Annotated in this window: 13 protein-coding genes; 1 reads left to right on the forward strand and 12 read right to left on the reverse strand. The window is 45.7% G+C overall.

Going from position 1 to position 19206, the window contains the following annotated elements; all coding sequences use genetic code 11:
- Positions 1–158: 158 nt before the first annotated feature.
- Positions 159–932, reverse strand: coding sequence for a DUF3304 domain-containing protein (locus BHC51_RS09810; protein WP_100153892.1), 774 nt, complete (start codon positions 930–932; stop codon positions 159–161).
- 748 nt (positions 933–1680) lie between these two features.
- On the opposite strand from BHC51_RS09810, the gene BHC51_RS12805 reads away from it, so the two are divergent.
- Positions 1681–1827, forward strand: coding sequence for a hypothetical protein (locus BHC51_RS12805; protein ID WP_180296479.1), 147 nt, complete (start codon positions 1681–1683; stop codon positions 1825–1827).
- Positions 1828–1851: 24 nt separating this feature from the next.
- Here the strand turns inward: BHC51_RS12805 and BHC51_RS09825 are convergent, their stop codons facing one another.
- The 11 genes from BHC51_RS09825 to mqo all read right to left on the reverse strand — a co-directional run bounded on the left by BHC51_RS09825 (position 1852) and on the right by mqo (position 18967).
- Entirely contained in the window at positions 1852–6006 is a 4155-nt protein-coding gene (locus BHC51_RS09825; protein WP_100153895.1) for a T6SS phospholipase effector Tle1-like catalytic domain-containing protein, read from the reverse strand.
- A gap of 73 nt (positions 6007–6079) precedes the next feature.
- On the reverse strand, positions 6080–6232 hold the full coding sequence (locus BHC51_RS12810; protein ID WP_180296480.1) for a hypothetical protein: 153 nt from the start codon (positions 6230–6232) through the stop codon (positions 6080–6082).
- A 110-nt stretch (positions 6233–6342) separates the two neighbouring features.
- Complete coding sequence (locus BHC51_RS09830; protein WP_100153896.1) at positions 6343–7119, reverse strand: DUF3304 domain-containing protein; 777 nt, start codon at positions 7117–7119, stop codon at positions 6343–6345.
- A gap of 438 nt (positions 7120–7557) precedes the next feature.
- Positions 7558–7836: a hypothetical protein gene (locus BHC51_RS09835; RefSeq protein ID WP_100153897.1), complete on the reverse strand. Its 279-nt coding sequence runs from the start codon at positions 7834–7836 to the stop codon at positions 7558–7560.
- A 682-nt stretch (positions 7837–8518) separates the two neighbouring features.
- A complete protein-coding gene (locus tag BHC51_RS09840; protein WP_100153898.1) occupies positions 8519–9298 on the reverse strand; it encodes a DUF3304 domain-containing protein in 780 nt (259 codons plus the stop codon).
- Between the two features lie 633 nt (positions 9299–9931).
- Positions 9932–10705, reverse strand: a complete 774-nt coding sequence (locus tag BHC51_RS09845) for a DUF3304 domain-containing protein (RefSeq protein WP_100153899.1) — start codon at positions 10703–10705, stop codon at positions 9932–9934.
- A 776-nt stretch (positions 10706–11481) separates the two neighbouring features.
- The gene (locus BHC51_RS09850; protein ID WP_100153900.1) at positions 11482–12261 is read right to left on the reverse strand and encodes a DUF3304 domain-containing protein; all 780 of its coding nucleotides are present in this window, start codon (positions 12259–12261) and stop codon (positions 11482–11484) included.
- A 550-nt stretch (positions 12262–12811) separates the two neighbouring features.
- Positions 12812–13585, reverse strand: coding sequence for a DUF3304 domain-containing protein (locus tag BHC51_RS09855; RefSeq protein WP_100153901.1), 774 nt, complete (start codon positions 13583–13585; stop codon positions 12812–12814).
- Positions 13586–14030: 445 nt separating this feature from the next.
- Positions 14031–14810: a DUF3304 domain-containing protein gene (locus tag BHC51_RS09860; RefSeq protein WP_100153902.1), complete on the reverse strand. Its 780-nt coding sequence runs from the start codon at positions 14808–14810 to the stop codon at positions 14031–14033.
- 550 nt (positions 14811–15360) lie between these two features.
- The gene (locus tag BHC51_RS09865; protein WP_100153903.1) at positions 15361–16140 is read right to left on the reverse strand and encodes a DUF3304 domain-containing protein; all 780 of its coding nucleotides are present in this window, start codon (positions 16138–16140) and stop codon (positions 15361–15363) included.
- Between the two features lie 1318 nt (positions 16141–17458).
- A complete protein-coding gene (gene mqo, locus BHC51_RS09870) occupies positions 17459–18967 on the reverse strand; it encodes a malate dehydrogenase (quinone) (protein ID WP_100153904.1) in 1509 nt (502 codons plus the stop codon).
- Positions 18968–19206: the final 239 nt, after the last annotated feature.

A 19206-nucleotide genomic window follows, 5' to 3' on the forward strand; every position in this document is an offset into this window, starting at 1 on the left:
GATATTTTACTGCGGAAACTAGCTGCTTTACGGCAGGATATTGAGTATTTGGGGCTGAAGTCTGATAGCCGGAGCTATATTATCGGTGCATATCTGCTGATACAGGCGAATCAGCCGCCGCGAAAATGTAGGCGGCTGTGTTGGGTGTGAGCTTAGGTTTATTTGCCTGGCACTGGCAATTTGCCTTGCCGCTCTAATTCCTGAATATACTCAGGCAGAATCACCTGCGGGATATTTTGCCGCTCTGCTTTAATTGCATCCAGCCTGGCTTTATTGCGCCGGTAATCCGCCATAGATTTTATAGACGGGCGCGGGGTGCAGAGTTTCTGGCTTTTGGCAAATAGCTTGTAATGCATGGGGGTATTTTTACCCTCCTCTACTGTGCCATAAGTAATATATAGCTGATTGCAGGCCAGAAAATGGACGGTAATATTACTTACCTTGCCAAAATCATCACCGGCAGATGGTGGTGGTGGCGGTAAAGGGATTTCTGCTGAATGATTTTCAGTATATTGCATTATGGTTTGATATTCATTCTCATCAAAAACCAATCCGGGCTTATTTAATACTTTTGGTCGCCAATCTGGATAAGGCAAATCTGTCCAATAAATCCGCGCAGTCATGCCCGGCTTCCATTTGGCTGGCAGATGGGCAGCACCGCAGGTGGAGCCGCCACCATAGCGTTTTTTACCTACATCTTCAAAGTTAATAGCTGATGTGTTAGGTATACAGCCACCACTAATACTACCACCATGAATATTTTCAAAAGTATAGTTTAATGCCTCCACCGGCGCCGCATAGGATTTGTTTTTACCAGAAGTTACGCCTACAAATGGTTCAAAGCTGCTACATGAGGTGATGGCAGCGGCTGACAGGATAAATATTGCCCGCCGGATAACTGTGCTTGTGGTAGCTGCTTTTTTCCCAGTCATTTAATTCTCGCTATGGTATTTTTGTAATAAGGTGATTGTTAGTTTCTGGTTTGGCTGGTTAACTTTTGTCTTATAACCTGCTTGCCGCCCTGTTATGGATTTTCATAACATATATCAATATTTTACCCAATTATTGGCTATACTGCCGCGGCTGTATTGATATGGATATATTATATTGCTGGCTATATTTATACAGATATATTGCTGCGTATACCGACCGCTTTGCAGCAGGATATTGCGTATTTGGGGCTGTAAGTAAGTGGTTAACTTTCAGGTTAACTCTGTTCACCTGTGCTTTTGCTGCCTGATTGCAGTGCTGTTGCAGATTTTTATGATTTATATCAAAAATTTAGCTAATAGCTAGCTGTAATGCCGCGGCTGTGTTGATACAGATATTTTACTGCGGAGACCGGCCGCTTTGCGGCAGGATATTGCGTATTTAGAGCTGTAAGTGCGTGGTTAACTTTCAGGTTAACTCTGTTCGCCTTTGCTTTTGCTGCTTGGTTGCAGTGCTGTTGCTGGTTTTTATGATTTATATCAAAAATTTAGCTAATAGCTAGCTGTAATGCTGCGGCTGTGTTGATACAGGTATTTTGCTGCGGAAACCGGCTGCTTGGCGGCAGGATATTGCGTATTTGGGGCTGTAAGTGTGTGGTTAACTTTGGAGTTAACTCTGTTCGCCTTTGCTTTTGCTGCCTGATTGCAGGGATGTTGCGGGTTTTTATGGTGTATAGCAGCAATTTAGCCAATGATTGGCTGTGGTGTTGTTTATCGCTTATTTGGCTATGCAGGCAGTGCGGGGGGTGCTGGCGGTGAGATATCATTATTTGCCGCAGAAAATAAAACGCCACTGCACCGGCTAGATGCAATGGCGTTGATTCGAAGTCGGCGTTAATGTAACGCTGAATTCAGCTTACTGCTAAACCAGCCAGCTTTGCAATACTTTTTTTATTAATTCAATCTTTTGTGGCGAAACTGACTGTAGTTGTGTCGGGATGTTGCCTGTTTGCAACTGTTGCAGCAGGCCGCGGATTTGCGGCTGGCTGTAGCTGGCAATTTTTTCCGGCAGATACTGGTTGACTTCCAGATGGCCTAATCCCAGCCGGTTCAGGGCAAGCTGGTTTATTTGTTCTAATGCCTGATCGTAGATATCGCCGCTGCTGTTGTGGTAAAAGGTCTGTGCCAGGGTTTGTGGCTCTTGCGCACTGCTTTGCAGCAATGCGGAGCTGGCTTCGCTGCGGCTGCGGATATCTTGCTGATACTGGCTAATCTGCTGGCGCAGATGCTCGGCCAGACTGTCTTTGCTGATGTTTTCCAGGCCGGGCGGCTGCATTAGGCTAACTTGTGGCATGCTGGCTGTCGGGTCGGTACGCACGGTGATGCCCTGCCGCAAGGCTGTCTGTAGCTGCTGTTTATCGATGGTGCCGGCCTTGGCCTGCTCTACTGCGGCTTGCAACTGCTGCTGATTGCTGCTTACCTTATCCAGCATTTCCCCTATCTGATCTGCCTGCTGCGCCAGCTCCGGGCCGGATTCACTCAACCGGCTGAGTGTTCGTTGCTGCTCCATCAGCAGCTCACGGATTTCATTCAGATTTTTGATGGTTTCATCGCTGTTCTGGATAACCTGATCAAGCGTTTGGTTGACAAAATCCTTGTCTGTCCATGGCTCCTGCCTGGCATATTCGCTCTTAATCTGTTCGAGCGCGGTTTGCATGTCTTTGCTGAACTGGCGCAGCTTTTTCAGATTGTCGCTGCTGGGCAAGATTTTACCGGTATCGGGGTCGATGGCTAATACTTCATAGTCTTTGGTGAGCAGGCTCCATGCAGCTTTATCGGCGGCGGTAACAAAAAGCTCGGGATTGTTCAGGCCTATCAGGATATAGGCGGGATTGCCGTATTTCACGCCCAGATAGGCGCTGCGGGCAATACCGGCAATACCAACAATGCGCTCCGCCAGCAACACGGGCGAGAGTGGCTTATTGGAAAAGCCGCCACTGAAAACAATGCGATGGGCAAAATAGCTGGTGAAAGGTTCGCGGCTGCTCAGCACAGAATCATGCATAAACCAGGCTCGCGAATCGTGTATCTGGTTGTCGAAAATCTCCACCATCTGCGGATAGGTGGCGGAATATTTTTCTGCATGGGTTTTCAGCCTTTGCCGCAATACCACTCTGTCGCGCATATCGGCCTGCTGTAGCCGTTTCCAGATATCTTTGGCTACGTTTCCCGCAAGGTTTAAGCCGCGTACATGCTGATAGCGCTGGCGCAGCATATTAAGCATGGCGCCACTGACAAACGAACCTTTATCGGCATTGCACAACATATCATAGATTTCCTGCGCTGAAAATTCCCACGGGTATTGGCGCTCTTTGCCATCTTCGCCCTGCGCGCCGGCAGGATATTTCTGCGCCACAAAGGTTTTCGCCAGCGGGGGAATAGGTAGCGGCCTGGTGTCTGGCTCCGGCGTTTTAAGCTTGGAAGGCTCGGTGCCGAAATACAGGGTATCGCCATTATCGTGGATATCTTTGTATTCAGCCGCTTCATCATCGTTATTGAGCATATACATGCTGCCGGCAAGCATGGTGGATACCAGAAAACCCGCCGAGAGCATGTTTTCCAGATGGAATTCATGCAGGTAATCGGCTTTGAATTCTTTGGCGCCTTCGATTAAATCCCAGCCATCGTTACCGGCAACGTAATTTTTATTGATGATGCCGTTAAGAAACTTGCTGCGCTCGGCTTTAGGTATATTGTCGAGCCCGGCCTGCTGCCACATTTCATCATTATCTACCACCGGGGTAGTGCGTATATTGCTCTTGCCGGCTTCGTTGGCCTCTTTGCGCCCCTGCCCGATCAGTTTGGTGCGGGCTTTTTTGGCGGCTTTATTTTCCTTTTCGCCAAGGCTGCCATCGGCATTAAGCTGCAAGCCCAGAAAGCGCGCATAGCCGCCGATACCGGAGCGCACCCAGCGCAGAATACGGTAGGCAGTGAAATGATGAATCTGTTTTTGCAGCGCGGTGCTGATATTCGTAGTTTCCAGTGTTTTCACCCAGGCATTGAAAAGCTTTACCATTTCCGGCTTAGTATCAAATTCCTCAGCTGTCTCTCTATTCATAATTTCATAGTTCTTCAGCTTAAAGCGCGGATGCTTTTGCATATCTTTTTTTAATGCCGGATGATCAGGTGATATCTGCAAAGGCATACCATGCTGCCAGCAATACGCATACATATCATGCAGGGTAATCTGTGCCAGCACATGCCCCATACCGTAGTTGCTTTTAAACTGCTCGCCGGGCGGATAGCCACCGCCAATATCAGAATGCACCCCCGGATAAACGTATTCCTTAAAATTGCCTTTGGGATAGCCGCCATCAACGCAGATGCTGTCGACACAAAAGCTTTTGCGCTGCTCATGAGCGGAAACAAATTGGTAGCAGTTTTTAACAAAGCCGGCGCTGCCGGCGCGCTGTAAGGACATGGTGCGGTGTGCCCACGCACAATGGCCGGTAACCATCGCTACCAGCGGCGACATGCCCACGGTAGCCACAGTATCAAACAGGCCGCACATTTCGATATAGATAGGAATACCCAGCAGCTTAAGCTCAATGCCCTGATAGGGCTGCTCGCCAGCGGGCGCAGTAGCTGCTTTACCTTTAGATGCTTTGGGTGCGGCGGAACGCATGGCGGCGGCCTGCGCCTGCACGCGCTGAATGGCGGCCTTATCGGCAGCACTGTTTACCGGGCTGGCAGGCGCGGCCGCGGCTGGTTCCTTATCCTTATCTGGTGCATCCTCCTGCTTGGCGGCTGCGGCGGCTTCAGCAGCGGCTTCGGCCGCGGCGCGGTTATCCTGCCGCTGCGCGATGCGCTCCTGTGCCTGCTGCACCAGCAACTGCGCCAACTGGGCGCGGGCAGCGGCATTTTCATCGCGGTCGAGCAGATAATCGAGCAGCCAGTTGATAAAGGTGCGCGCTTCGGCGGCGCCACGGGAAAAGCCCACAACATACAGCTTAATCGCTTTCGGCAAGGGGGTGGAATCTGGCCGCTGCAAGGTATCAAGAAAGCCGTCAAGCTGCGCTTTGCGCCCGGCACGGCAATCCATGCTTTTTACCATTTTCTGCGCCGTTTCTAACGGCAATTCTTTTTCATTAAATATTTTGCAGATACCCAGGCTGGCGCAGATACGGGTTAACCCCCAGTTAATGCGCGCCTCGCCAAATCTGGCCAGCGCTTCGCCAAGCATCCCCGGATTGGCATCGCCGATTTCTTCAAAGCGGGTGCCCACGCCCTGAATATAATGCTTAAACCAGCCATTTTTAATCATTTCCTCATCGCGATTATTATCGCCCGGCAGTCCACCGGCGCCCATACAGGCATGAAACAGACGCGCCACATTAGTGGTACGCGGGTAGGTATAAGCCTGAATCAGCTTAGCCTGCTGGGCGGCGGTATCTTTGAGCGGGTCTAGCTGCTCAGCTGTGGGCGGAGTGGCGCCGGAAACCACGCTATCGGCCTTTTCGTGGTTATTGGTGCCATCAAAAAAGAAGCTGAGTTTCAGCACTTTTTGGCAGGGCTTGGCCTTGGTGCGGTCGATAAAATGGTTGTCTTTGCGGTTGTGGTGAATGCTGTTGATGGACGCCGGCAGGCGGCCACCGGCAGCGGTGGGAAATTCATCTGGCTTAAGTATGCCCGGCCACTGAAATTCTATCGGCTTAATGGCCGGCATAAATGGCGCGGCCATTTCCTGAATGCGGCTTTCCAAAGTTGGGATTGGCGGCATATCGGGCGCATCGGGGATAGCTGGCGGTGGTGTTGTGCCGGGCTGCTGTGACGGCTTTTTTTTAGCTGAATCCGGCTTTTTGCGGCTGGGTGCCGGAGCGCGATTGGCGGCATCGGCCACTTCGGCATCAGTGTAAATACCATAATCGTTCTGCTCTGGTTTATGGCCGGCAGTAATGCCATCCAGGCTGATGGTGTGGTTATGCGGATTATTGTGCTGGTGCCGTGTAGCGGCTGCCGGCGCGGCATCAGCAGCCGGCGATACTGGTTGTGGTTTATTATCGTCATGTTCAGCCATGGCGGGCTTCCTCTTCAACTAATTGATACAAAAAGCTGGGCTGCGGGCAGCCGGCAACAGGTATTGCGGCTATCTACGGCGTATGAGCAACAAAATCGGGCAATGTTTTTCTAAATACAGCCAGTTGCGGAAATCGCTCTTCTGCCAGTGGTGCTTCAGCCAGATATGGCTGATATTCCAATGCCTTATATACAGTGATTATAGCGATAATATTAACATTATTCATACAAATTTTAAGTTTTTATTTACATATATCAAAATACAGGCACTGAAGAAGATATTACGGCCGTGCCCGCACTAATAGCGGCACGGCCGTGGTAGCAATACAACAACAGTTTACTTGGCGGATACCGGCAATTTACCTTGCCGTTCTAATTCCTGAATATACTCAGGCAGGATTACCTGCGGAATATTTTGCCGTTCTGCCTTAATCGCATCGAGCTTGGCTTTATTGCGCCGGTAATCTGCCATCGATTTTATAGACGGGCGCGGGGTGCAGAGTTTCTGGCTTTTGGCAAATAGCTTGTAATGCATGGGGGTATTTTTACCCTCCTCTACTGTGCCATAAGTAATATATAGCTGATTACACGCCAGAAAATGAACAGTGATATTTGCTACTTTGCCAAAGTCATCGCCGGCAGATGGCGGTGGTGGAGGTAAAGGGATTTCTGCTGAATGATTTTCATCATACTGTTTTATAGCTGCGGATTCTTTCTCATCAAAATTAACCCCTGGTAGATTTAACATTCTTGGCCGCCATCCCGGATAAGGTAAAACCCGCCAATAAACACGCGCAGTCATGCCCGGCTTCCATTTGGCTGGCAGATGAGCGGCGCCACAGGTGGAGCCACCGCCATAGCGTTTTTTGCCTACCTCATAATCATCCACACCATTAGTACCGGGAATACAGCCGCCATTAATGCTGCCACCCGACATATTTTCATAGTTGTATTCGACTGCTTCTACCGGCGCCGCATAAGATTTGTTTTTGCCAGAGGTTACACCTACAAATGGTTCAAAGCCGCCGCTGCATGAAGTAATGGCTACTGCTAACAGTAAAAGTAAAGTTAACTTTACAAGTTTAAATATGCTTGCTGGGAATTTTTCAGACATGGCTTACTCCTGTTATACTTATATTAATAATTAGATTATTTTTATATTGCTATTTACTGGTTAACTTAAATTTTTTAATGTCCAGTAATAACACTGCTGCGTTTTTATATCTTAAGCTTATAGCTTATTCCTTGATTTTTGATTATATATCAATATTTTACTTAATTATAAGCTGGCGCGCAGAATATTTTCTGATATGTTGATGCTACCCATGGCTGGCTTGGTATTTTTAGCATTTTGTTATATGTTATTATTATTTTATGGCATATTATTGCTTAAACCTGTCTGATAACAGCCGCGCAAGCGTAAATTTATTGTGGTTTTAATGGTAAAGCTGTCTATATATAAGCTGATTATGGCTGCAAATAATAAAATTAAATAAAAGTTTACTTAAAAAGTGCCGGCAGTTAACCTTGCTGCTGCAATTCATGAATATATTCAGGCAATATTTATTTTCATACTGTTGTTAATCGCATTCAGCTTGTTTTTATAGCGCCGATACTCTGCCACGGGTGTTACAGACGGGCGCGGAGTGCAGCGTTTCTGGCTTGGGGCAAATAGTTCACATTGCTTTTTCACTATTTCGGGCGCCTTTTCCTGCTTGGCAGCATAATCAATAAATATCTGATTACATGCCAGAAAATGGACGCCAATATTACTTACTTTGCCAAACCATTGCCTATTAGATAGTGGTGTTAGCCGCCATATTAAAAACAAGCGGCTATGTTGATATGGGTAGTTTATATGGCTAAGTATGCTGATACAGATATTTTGCTGCGGATGCCGGCTGCTTTACAGCAGGATATTGCGTATTTGGAGCTGCAAGTGTGTGGTTAACTTTCAGGTTAACTCTGTTCGCCTTTGCTTTTGCTGCCTGATTGCAGTGCTGTTGCAGATTTTTATGATTTATATCAGAAATTTAGCTAATAGCTAGCTGTAATGCTGCGGCTGTGTTGATACAGGTATTTTACTGCGGAAATTGGCTGCTTTGCGGCAGGATATTGCGTATTTGGGGCTGGAAGTAAGTGGTTAACTTTGGAGTTAACTCTGTTCGCCTTTGCTTTTGCTGCCTGATTGCAGGGTTGTTGCAGGTTTTTATGATTTATATCAGAAATTTAGCTAATAGCTAGCTGTAATACCGCGGCTGTGTTGATATAGATATTTTACTGCGGAAACTAGCTGCTTTACGGCAGGATATTGCGTATTTGGGGCTGGAAGTAAGTGGTTAACTTTGGAGTTAACTCTATCTATCTTTGCTTTTGCTGCCTGATTGCAGGGTTGTTGCAGGTTTTAATAATATATAGCAACAATTTAGCCTATTCTAAAGTGCATATCTGCTGATACAGGCGAATCAGCCGCCAAGGAAATGCTGGCGGCTGTGTCGGGCATGGGCTTAGGCTTATTTGCCTGGCACTGGCAATTTGCCTTGCCGCTCTAATTCCTGAATATATTCAGGCAGTATTACCTGCGGGATATTTTGCCGTTCTGCCTTAATTGCATCGAGCTTGGCTTTATTGCGCCGGTAATCCGCCATTGATTTTATAGACGGGCGCGGGGTGCAGAGTTTCTGGCTTTTGGCAAATAGTTCAAATTGCTTTTTCACTATTTCGGGTGCATTTTCTTGTCTGGTACCATAATCAATAAAAATCTGATTACACGCCAGAAAATGAACTGTGATATTTCTTACCTTGCCAAAATCATCACCGGCAAATGCTGGTGGTGGCGGTAAAGGGATTTCTGCTGAATGATTCTCACTATATTGCTGAATAATTGCTCGCTCATTCTCATCAAAATTAACTCCCGGTAAATTTAATACTCTGGCATGCCAGCCCGGATAAGGTAAAACCCGCCAATAAACTCGTGCAGTCATACCCAGCTTCCATTTGGCGGGCAGATAGGCAGCGCCACAGGTGGAGCCACCACCATAGCGTTTTTTACCTACCTCATAATCATCCACACCCGGTGTTTTTGGAATACAGCCGCCATTAATGCCGCCACCCGACATATTTTCATAGTTGTATTCGAGGGCTTCTACCGGCGCCGCATAGGATTTGTTTTTACCAGAGGTTACACCCACAAATGGTTCAAAGCTGCTACATGAGGTGATGGCGGCGGCTGACAGTATCAGTATTGCCCGCCGGATAATTGTGCTTGTGGTAGCTGCTTTTTTCCCAGTCATTTAATTCTCGCTATGGTGTTTTTGTAATGAGGTGATTGTTAGTCTCGGGTTTGGCTGGTTAACTTTTGTCTTACAACCTGCTTGCCGCTTTGTTATGGTTTTTCATAACATATATCAATATTTTACTCAATTATTAGCTATACTGCCGCGGCTGTGTTGATATGGATATTTTATATTGCTGGCTATATTGATACAGATATTTTGCTGCGGAAACCGGTCGCTTTGCAGCAGGATATTGCGTATTTAGGGCTGGAAGTGTGTGGTTAACTTTGGAGTTAACTCTGTTCGCCTTTGCTTTTACTGCCTGATTGCAGTGCTGTTGCAGATTTTTATGATTTATATCAAAAATTTATCTAATAGCTAGCTGTAATGCCGCGGCTGTGTTGATACAGATATATTGCTGCGGAAACCGGCCGCTTTACGGCAGGATATTGCGTATTTGGGGCTGGAAGTGTGTGGTTAACTTTGAGGTTAACTCTATCTGCCTTTGCTTTTGCTGCTTGGTTGCAGTGCTGTTGCAGGTTTTAATAATGTATAGCAGCAATTTAGTCTATTCTAAAGTGCATATCTGCTGATACAGGCGAATCAGCCGCCGCGAAAATGTAGGCGGCTGTGTTGGGTGTGAGCTTAGGTTTATTTGCCTGGTACTGGCAATTTACCTTGCTGCTCTAATTCCTGAATATATTCAGGCAGTATTACCTGCGGGATATTTTGCCGCTCTGCTTTAATCGCATCCAGCTTAGCTTTATTGCGCCGGTAATCCGCCATCGATTTTATAGACGGGCGCGGGGTGCAGAGTTTCTGGCTTTTGGCAAATAGCTTGTAATGCATGGGAGTATTTTTACCCTCCTCTACTGTGCCATAAGTAATATATAGCTGATTACACGCCAGAAAATGAACAGTGATATTTCTTACTTTGCCAAAATCATCGCCGGCAGATGGCGGTGGTGGCGGTAAAGGAATCTCCGCTGAATAGTTTTCATGATACTGTCTGATAATATTCACTTCATTAGGATCTCTAACCATACCGGGCACATTTAAGCCTCTGGCATGCCAGCCCGGATAAGGTAAAACCCGCCAATAAACTCGCGCAGTCATGCCCGGCTTCCATCTGGCGGGCAGATGGGCGGCACCACAGGTAGAACCGCCACCATAGCGTTTTTTACCTACTTCATAATCATCCACACCGGGTGTTTTTGGAATACAGCCACCATTAATGCCGCCACCTGACATATTTTCATAATTGTATTCGAGGGCTTCTACCGGCGCGGCATAGGATTTGTTTTTGCCAGAGATTACACCTACAAATGGTTCAAAGCTGCTACATGAGGTGATGGCTGCTGCTGACAGGATAAATATTGCCCGCCGGATAATTGTGCTTGTGGTAGCTGCTTTTTTCCCAGTCATTTAATTCTCGCTATGGTGTTTTTGTAATGGGATGATTGTTAGTTTCTGGTTTGGCTGATTAACTTTTGTCTTACAACCTGCTTGCCGCTTTGTTATGGATTTTCATAACATATATCAATATTTTACCCAATTATTGGCTATACTGCCGCGGCCGTGTTGATATGGATATATTATATGGTTAAGCATGTTGATACAGATATTTTGCTGCGGATACCGGCTGCTTTGCAGCAGGATATTGCGTATTTGGGGCTGTGAATAAGTGGTTAACTTTCAGGTTAACTCTGTTCGCCTTTGCTTTTGCTGCCTGATTGCAGGGTTGTTGCAGGTTTTTATGATTTATATCAAAAATTTATCTGATAGCTAGCTGTAATGCCGCGGCTGTGTTGAAGTGGGTATTTTATATGGTTAAGCATGTTGATACAGGTATTTTGCTGCGGAAACCGGCTGCTTTGCAGCAGGATATTGCGTATTTAGGGCTGTGAATAAGTGGTTAACTTTGAGGTTAATTCTGTTCGCCTTTGCCTTTGCTGCCTGATTGCAGTGCTGTTGCAGATTTTTATGATTTATATCAAAAATTTATTTAATAGCTAGCTGTAATGCCGCGGCTGTGTTGATACAGGTATTTTGCTGCGGAAACCGACCGCTTTACGGCAGGATATTGCGTATTTGGGGCTGAAGTCTGATAGCCGGAGCTATATTATCGGTGCATATCTGCTGATACAGGCGAATCAGCCGCCGCGAAAATGTAGGCGGCTGTGTTGGGTATGGGCTTAGGCTTATTTGCCTGGCACTGGCAATTTGCCTTGCCGCTCTAATTCCTGAATATACTCAGGTAATATCACCTGCGGGATATTCTGCCGCTCTGCTTTAATTGCATCCAGCTTGGCCTTATTGCGCCGATAATCTGCCATGGATTTTATAGAGGGGCGCGGGGTGCAGAGTTTCTGGCTTTTGGCAAATAGTTCAAATTGCTTTTTCACTATTTCGGGTGCATTTTCTTGTCTGGTACCATAATCAATAAAAATCTGATTACACGCCAGAAAATGGACGGTAATATTTCTTACTTTGCCAAAATCATCACCGGCAAATGCTGGCGGCGGCGGTAAAGGAATTTCTGCTGAATAGTTTTCATCATATTGATCAATAATAACCGATTCTTTACGATCTATAACAACTCCCGGCAAGTTTAAGCCTCGTGCACGCCAGCCCGGATAAGGAAAAACTTTCCAATAAACACGCGCAGTCATACCCGGCTTCCATTTGGCTGGCAGATAGGCGGCGCCACAGGAGCCGCCTCCGCCATAGCGTTTTTTACCCACTTCATAATCATCCACACCCGGTGTTTTTGGAATACAGCCACCATTAATGCTGCCACCAGAGATATTTTCATAGTTGTATTCAAGGGCTTCTACCGGTGCCGCATAGGATTTGTTTTTACCAGAAGTTACACCTACAAATGGTTCAAAGCTGCTACATGAGGTGATGGCGGCGGCTGACAGTAGCAGTATTGCCCGCCGGATAATTGTGCTTGTGGTAGCTGCTTTTTTCCCAGTCATTTAATTCTCGCTATGGTGTTTTTGTAATAAGGTGATTGTTAGTCTCGGGTTTGGCTGGTTAACTTTTGCCTTACAACCTGCTTGCCGCTTTGTTATGGATTTTCATAACATATATCAATATTTTACCCAATTATTAGCTATACTGCCGCGGCTGTATTGATATGGATATTTTATATTGCTGGCTATATTGATACAGATATTTTACTGCGGAAACCGGCTGCTTTGCGGCAGGATATTGCGTATTTAGGGCTGTGAATAAGTGGTTAACTTTCAGGTTAACTCTGTTCGCCTTTGTCTTTGCTGCCTGATTGCGGTGCTGTTGCAGATTTTTATGATTTATATCAAAAATTTAGCTAATAGCTAGCTGTAATGCCGCGGCTGTGTTGATATAGATATTTTACTGCGGAAACTAGCTGCTTTACGGCAGGATATTGCGTATTTGGGACTGAAGTCTGATAGCCAGAGCTATATTATAGGGAGCATATCTGCTGATACAGGCGAATCAGCCGCCGCGAAAATGTAGGCGGCTGTGTCGGGCATGGGCTTAGGTTTATTTGCCTGGCACTGGCAATTTACCTTGCTGCTCTAATTCCTGAATATACTCAGGCAGGATTACCTGCGGGATATTTTGCCGCTCTGCTTTAATCGCATCGAGCTTGGCTTTATTGCGCCGGTAATCCGCCATCGATTTTATAGACGGGCGCGGGGTACAGAGTTTCTGGCTTTTGGCAAATAGCTTGTAATGCATGGGGGTATTTTTACCCTCTTCTACTGTGCCATAAGTAATATATAGCTGATTACACGCCAGAAAATGGACAGTGATATTTGCTACTTTGCCAAAATCATCACCGGCAGATGGTGGTGGTGGTGGTAAAGGAATTTCTGCTGAATGATTCTCACTATATTGCTGAATAATTGCTCGCTCATTCTCATCAAAATTAACTCCCGGTAAATTTAATACTCTGGCATGCCAGCCCGGATAAGGTAAAACCCGCCAATAAACACGCACAGTCATGCCCGGCTTCCATCTGGCGGGCAGATGGGCAGCGCCACAGGTGGAGCCACCACCATAGCGTTTTTTACCTACTTCGTAATCATCTACACCGGGTGTATTGGGAATACAGCCACCATTAATCGAACCACCAGAGATATTTTCATAGTTGTATTCGAGGGCTTCTACCGGCGCCGCATAGGATTTGTTTTTACCAGAGGTTACGCCTACAAATGGTTCAAAGCTGCTACATGAGGTGATGGCTGCTGCTGACAGTATCAGTATTGCCCGCCGGATAATTGTGCTGGTGATAGCTGCTTTTTTCCCAGTCATTTAATTCTCGCTATGGTGTTTTTGTAATGAGGTGCTTGTTAGTCTCGAATCTGGACAGTTAACTTTTATCTTACAACCTGCTTGCCGCTTTGTTATGGATTTTCATAACATATATCAATATTTTACCCAATTATTGGCTATACTGCCGCGACTGTATTGATATGGATATATTATATGGTTAAGCATGTTGATACAGATATTTTGCTGCGGATACCGGCTGCTTGGCGGCAGGATATTGCGTATTTAGGGCTGTGAATAAGTGGTTAACTTTTAGGTTAACTCTGTTTGCCTTTGCCTTTGCTGCCTGATTGCAGTGCTGTTGCAGATTTTTATGATTTATATCAAAAATTTATTTAATAGCTAGCTGTAATGCCGCGGCTGTGTTGATACAGTCGAATCAGCCGCCAAGGAAATGCTGGCGGCTGTGTCGGGCATGGGCTTAGGTTTATTTGCCTGGCACTGGCAATTTGCCTTGCTGCTCTAATTCCTGAATATACTCAGGCAGTATTACCTGCGGAATATTTTGCCGTTCCTCTTTAATCGCATCGAGCCTGGCTTTATTGCGCCGGTAATCCGCCATCGATTTTATAGACGGGCGCGGGGTGCAGAGTTTCTGGCTTTTAGCAAATAGAGCAAACTGTTTTTTTACTACCTCACGAGACTCATCTTCCATAGTGCCATAATCAATAAAAATCTGATTACACGCCAGAAAATGGACGGTGATATTACTTACCTTGCCAAAATCATCGCCCATAGATACTGGCGGCGGTGGTAAAGGAATTTCCGCTGAATGATTTTCAGTATACTGCATTATGGTTTGATATTCATTCTCATCAAAAACCAATCCGGGCTTATTTAATACTTTTGGTCGCCAATCTGGATAAGGCAGATCTGTCCAATAAATTCGCGCAGTCATACCCAGCTTCCATTTGGCTGGCAGATGGGCGGCACCACAGGTAGAACCTCCACCAAAACGTTGCCTACCTATTTCATTATCTTCTACCCCTGATGTGTTAGGGATACAACCGCCATTAATGCTGCCATCATGCACAGTCTCAATTGTGTAATTCAATGCTTCTACCGGAGCGGCATAGGATTTGTTTTTACCAGAGGTTACACCTACAAATGGTTCAAAGCTGCTGCATGAGGTGATGGCTGCTGCTGACAGGATAAATATTGCCCGCCGGATAATTGTGCTTGTGGTAGCTGCTTTTTTCCCAGTCATTTAATTCTCGCTATGGTGTTTTTGTAATGGGGTGATTATTAGTTTCTGGTTTGGCTGGTTAACTTTTATTTTATAACCTGCTTGCCACTTTGTTATGGATTTTCATAACATATATCAATATTTTACCCAATTATTGGCTATACTGCCGCGGCTGTATTGATATGGGTATTTTATATGGCTAAGTATGTTGATACAGATTTTTTGCTGCGGAAACCGACCGCTTTACGGCAGGATATTGCGTATTTGGGGCTGTGAATAAGTGGTTAACTTTCAGGTTAACTCTGTTCGCCTTTGCCTTTGCTGCCTGATTGCGGTGCTGTTGCAGATTTTTATGATTTATATCAAAAATTTAGCTAATAGCTAGCTGTAATGCCGCGGCTGTGTTGATATAGATATTTTACTGCGGAAACTAGCTGCTTTACGGCAGGATATTGCGTATTTGGGACTGAAGTCTGATAGCCAGAGCTATATTATAGGGAGCATATCTGCTGATACAGGCGAATCAGCCGCCGCGAAAATGTAGGCGGCTGTGTTGGGTATGAGCTTAGGTTTATTTACCTGGTACTGGCAATTTGCCTTGCCGCTCTAATTCCTGAATATATTCAGGCAGGATTACCTGCGGGATATTTTGCCGCTCTGCTTTAATCGCATCCAGCTTAGCTTTATTACGCCGGTAATCTGCCATCGATTTTATAGACGGGCGCGGGGTGCAGAGTTTCTGGCTTTTGGCAAATAGTTCAAATTGCTTTTTCACTATTTCGGGTGCATTTTCTTGTCTGGTACCATAATCAATAAAAATCTGATTACAAGCCAGAAAATGGACGGTAATATTTCTTACTTTGCCAAAATCATCACCGGCAAATGCTGGTGGCGGTGGTAAAGGAATTTCTGCTGAATAGTTTTCATCATACTGGTCAATTGCAGCTAATTCATTTCTATCCCTAACTAACCCAGGAACATTTAATACCCTAGCATGCCAACCAGGATAAGGATAGACTTTCCAGTAAATCCGCGCAGTCATGCCCGGCTTCCATTTGGCTGGCAGATGGGCAGCGCCACAGGTGGAACCACCGCCATAGCGTTTTTTACCTACTTCGTAATCATCCACGCCATTAGTACCGGGAATACAGCCACCATTAATACTGCCACCAGCCATATTTTCATAGTTGTATTCGACTGCTTCTACCGGCGCGGCATAGGATTTGTTTTTGCCAGAGGTTACACCTACAAATGGTTCAAAGCTGCTACATGAGGTGATGGCAGCGGCTGACAGGATAAATATTGCCCGCCGGATAACTGTGCTTGTGGTAGCTGCTTTTTTCCCAGTCATTTAATTCTCGCTATGATGTTTTTGTAATGGGGTGATTGTTAGTTTCTGGTTTGGCTGATTAACTTTTGTATTACAACCTGCTTGCCGCTTTGTTATGGTTTTTCATAACATATATCAATATTTTACCCAATTATTGGCTATGCTGCCGCGGCCGTGTTGATATGGATATTTTATATGGCTGAGTATGTTGATACAGATTTTTTGCTGCGGAAACCGGCTGCTTTGCAGCAGGATATTGCGTATTTGGGGCTGGAAGTGTGTGGTTAACTTTGAGGTTAACTATGTTCGCCTTTGCCTTTGCTGCCTGATTGCAGGGTTGTTGCAGATTTTTATGATTTATATCAGAAATTTATCTGATAGCTAGCTGTAATGCCGCGGCTGTGTTGATGTGGATATTTTATATTGCTGGCTATATTGATACAGGTATTTTGCTGCGGAAACCGGCCGCTTTACGGCAGGATATTGCGTATTTGGGGCTGGAAGTGTGTGGTTAACTTTGAGGTTAATTCTGTTCGCCTTTGCTTTTATTGCCTGATTGCGGTGCTGTTTCGGGTTTTTATGATTTATATCAAAAATTTAGCTAATAGCTAGCTGTAATGCTGTGGCTGTGTTGATGTGGATATTTTACTGCGGAAATTGGCTGCTTTGCGGCAGGATATTGCGTATTTATCGCTAGAAACAGGTAATGAATCTGGTACGGCTGTAGTAGCTAGTGGGTTTTGCTATTTGCTGGTATTGGTGATTTTGTATTTTTGGTTTTGAAGGCTGTTTATTTTGGTATATTTACACGAATGCTGTTAATGCTAGGGCATTATTATGCTGATTTTTTGCTTTAGTTAATATTATGTTGCTCTATTTTGGTTTTTGATGATTCTGGAATATTTTTTTATTTATGTGGTTTTGGTATGCTGCTGTTTGGCTATGGGGGGGCTGGATTTTTGTGGTGGTGATGGTGTTGAAATGGTGTAGAGAAGCTGGGAATGATGTATTGTAAGGATAACGCCACTGTATCTGTGAAGATACAGTGGCGTTATGTGCTACGGATTATAGTTATAAATACAACTTTGTAAGTCTATGTTATTTAACAGGGTTAATATAAAGAGATTTTGTAGTTATGGCAAGTTTTTTTACATTTTTAAAATTTATGTTTATTTTTTAAGATGTTGTGCTGGGTGAATATGGTAGTACGGGGTTATGTTTGCTGGGCTGGTGTTGTTTATGGCTGGTGTTGGTGATATTTGTGGCGAAAATAAAAAAACCAAATTCGGCAGGAATTTGGTAGGTAATTTGTGGCAATGTTGCTGATTGATGTGTGTGTTTATTGGTTATTGGTGTGCTTCGGGGTGTGTAAACGAAGGGATTTGGCAGTCCAGTCGCGAATATGTTGTACGAGTGCGGGGTTGTGTTCGAGCTTCTGGCCGTAGCTGGGTATCCATTTGTGCAGTGTTGGTGCCCATTCGTTGCTAACTTTGCCGGGAAAGCAGTGTTCGAGCAGCTCAAGCATGATGGATACGGAGGTGGAGGCTCCGGGGGAGGCGCCTAATAATGCTGCCAGTGTGCCATCGGTGGATTTTACGAGCTCGGTACCAAATTGCAGTACGCCGCCTTTTTGTGGGTCTTTTTTGATTACTTGTACGCGATTGCCGGCAACGGCCAGATGCCAGTCCTGATCGCGTGCCTCGGGATAGAAGGTACGCAATTCTTTCATGCGGTCGGCAAAGCTTAATCTAACCTGCTGAATGAGGTAATGTTCAAGGGCAAAGTTGTGTACGCCTACGGTGAGCATGGGGCGGATGTTGGCAAGGTTCAGGGTTTTGAATAAGTCTTGAAAGGAACCGCGTTTGAGAAATTTGGTGGTAAAACCGGCAAAGGGACCAAAGAGTAAGGCTTCTTCGCCGTTGATGACTCGTTTGTCGAGATGGGGCACGCTCATGGGTGGTGCGCCGACTGAAGCTTTGCCATAAACTTTGGCGTTATGCTGGCTGACGATGTCGGGATTTTTACACACCAGCCACTGGCCGGATACGGGAAAGCCGCCATAGCCTTTGCTGACTTCGATACGGCTTTTTTGTAATAGGTGCAGGGAGCCGCCTCCGGCACCGATAAAGACGAAGCGGGCTGATACTTGCTGATGGGTGCCGTTTGTAAGGTCTCTGATGTGGAGGTGCCAGCGGCCGTTCTGCTGTCTGAGGTCGATTATTTCATGTTGCAGATGCAGCTGGCAGCCGTGGCTGGTGAGGTTGTTAATGAGGATGCGGCTTAAGGCGCCATAGTTAACATCGGTGCCAAGGTCTGACCATGTGACGGCAACGGGTTCGTGGTTGTTCCGTCCCTGCATCATGAGGGGTATCCACTGGCTAATCTGCTCTTTGTCTTCGCTATAGAGCATGTCTTGAAACAGGCGGTATTGCTGTAGTGCTGCGAAACGTTTGCGCAAGAAGGCTACGTCTGCTTCTCCGCATACCAGGCTCATGTGGGGTACGCTGCGGATAAATTCGCCGGGATCGGCAATTAAGCCGGCATCGACAAGTGATGCCCAGAATTGTTTGGACAATTCGAATTGTTCGATTATTTTGATGGCTTTGGATACTTCGATGGTGCCGTCTTTTAATTCTGGTGTGTAGTTGAGTTCGCACAGGGCTGAGTGGCCGGTGCCGGCGTTGTTCCATGCATCGGAGCTTTCGGTAGCAACGTCGGCAAGACGTTCATAGATGCTGATCTGCCAGTCTGGCTGTAATTCTTTGAGAAATGTCCCCAGTGTTGCGCTCATTATGCCGGCGCCGATTAGTACTACGTCTGCTGAACTATCGCTGTTGGTGTTTTTCATAAGGCAAACTCTTCTCTCTTCTCTTCAGGCTGTGCTGAGTAAATGTTTATGTGGTAGTTCGCACAAGGAGCATTCAATGTTGGTGTGATTTATGTATTTTTGACTTAAATCATTGACAATAATCAGACCTTAATTTAAGCACTTTTGTTTGCCGGCAGCAATAGTAATTTGGGGGCTACACGGGGATGTTATGTTTTTATGGTATTTAGCTAATTGATTATTAATGTAATTGTTTTTTC

Source organism: Snodgrassella alvi (assembly GCF_002777745.1).
GTDB lineage: Bacteria > Pseudomonadota > Gammaproteobacteria > Burkholderiales > Neisseriaceae > Snodgrassella > Snodgrassella alvi_D.

What these genes read in the sequence shown, in the direction of transcription:
- BHC51_RS09845 (WP_100153899.1), bottom strand. Translation starts at nt 10,705, where the DNA reads ATGACTGGGAAAAAAGCAGCTACCACAAGCACAATTATCCGGCGGGCA.
- mqo (WP_100153904.1), bottom strand. Translation starts at nt 18,967, where the DNA reads ATGAAAAACACCAACAGCGATAGTTCAGCAGACGTAGTACTAATCGGC.
- BHC51_RS09860 (WP_100153902.1), bottom strand. Translation starts at nt 14,810, where the DNA reads ATGACTGGGAAAAAAGCAGCTACCACAAGCACAATTATCCGGCGGGCA.
- BHC51_RS09840 (WP_100153898.1), bottom strand. Translation starts at nt 9,298, where the DNA reads ATGACTGGGAAAAAAGCAGCTACCACAAGCACAATTATCCGGCGGGCA.
- BHC51_RS09830 (WP_100153896.1), bottom strand. Translation starts at nt 7,119, where the DNA reads ATGTCTGAAAAATTCCCAGCAAGCATATTTAAACTTGTAAAGTTAACT.
- BHC51_RS09850 (WP_100153900.1), bottom strand. Translation starts at nt 12,261, where the DNA reads ATGACTGGGAAAAAAGCAGCTACCACAAGCACAATTATCCGGCGGGCA.
- BHC51_RS09825 (WP_100153895.1), bottom strand. Translation starts at nt 6,006, where the DNA reads ATGGCTGAACATGACGATAATAAACCACAACCAGTATCGCCGGCTGCT.
- BHC51_RS12805 (WP_180296479.1), top strand. Translation starts at nt 1,681, where the DNA reads ATGATTGGCTGTGGTGTTGTTTATCGCTTATTTGGCTATGCAGGCAGT.
- BHC51_RS09865 (WP_100153903.1), bottom strand. Translation starts at nt 16,140, where the DNA reads ATGACTGGGAAAAAAGCAGCTACCACAAGCACAGTTATCCGGCGGGCA.
- BHC51_RS09855 (WP_100153901.1), bottom strand. Translation starts at nt 13,585, where the DNA reads ATGACTGGGAAAAAAGCAGCTATCACCAGCACAATTATCCGGCGGGCA.
- BHC51_RS12810 (WP_180296480.1), bottom strand. Translation starts at nt 6,232, where the DNA reads ATGAATAATGTTAATATTATCGCTATAATCACTGTATATAAGGCATTG.
- BHC51_RS09810 (WP_100153892.1), bottom strand. Translation starts at nt 932, where the DNA reads ATGACTGGGAAAAAAGCAGCTACCACAAGCACAGTTATCCGGCGGGCA.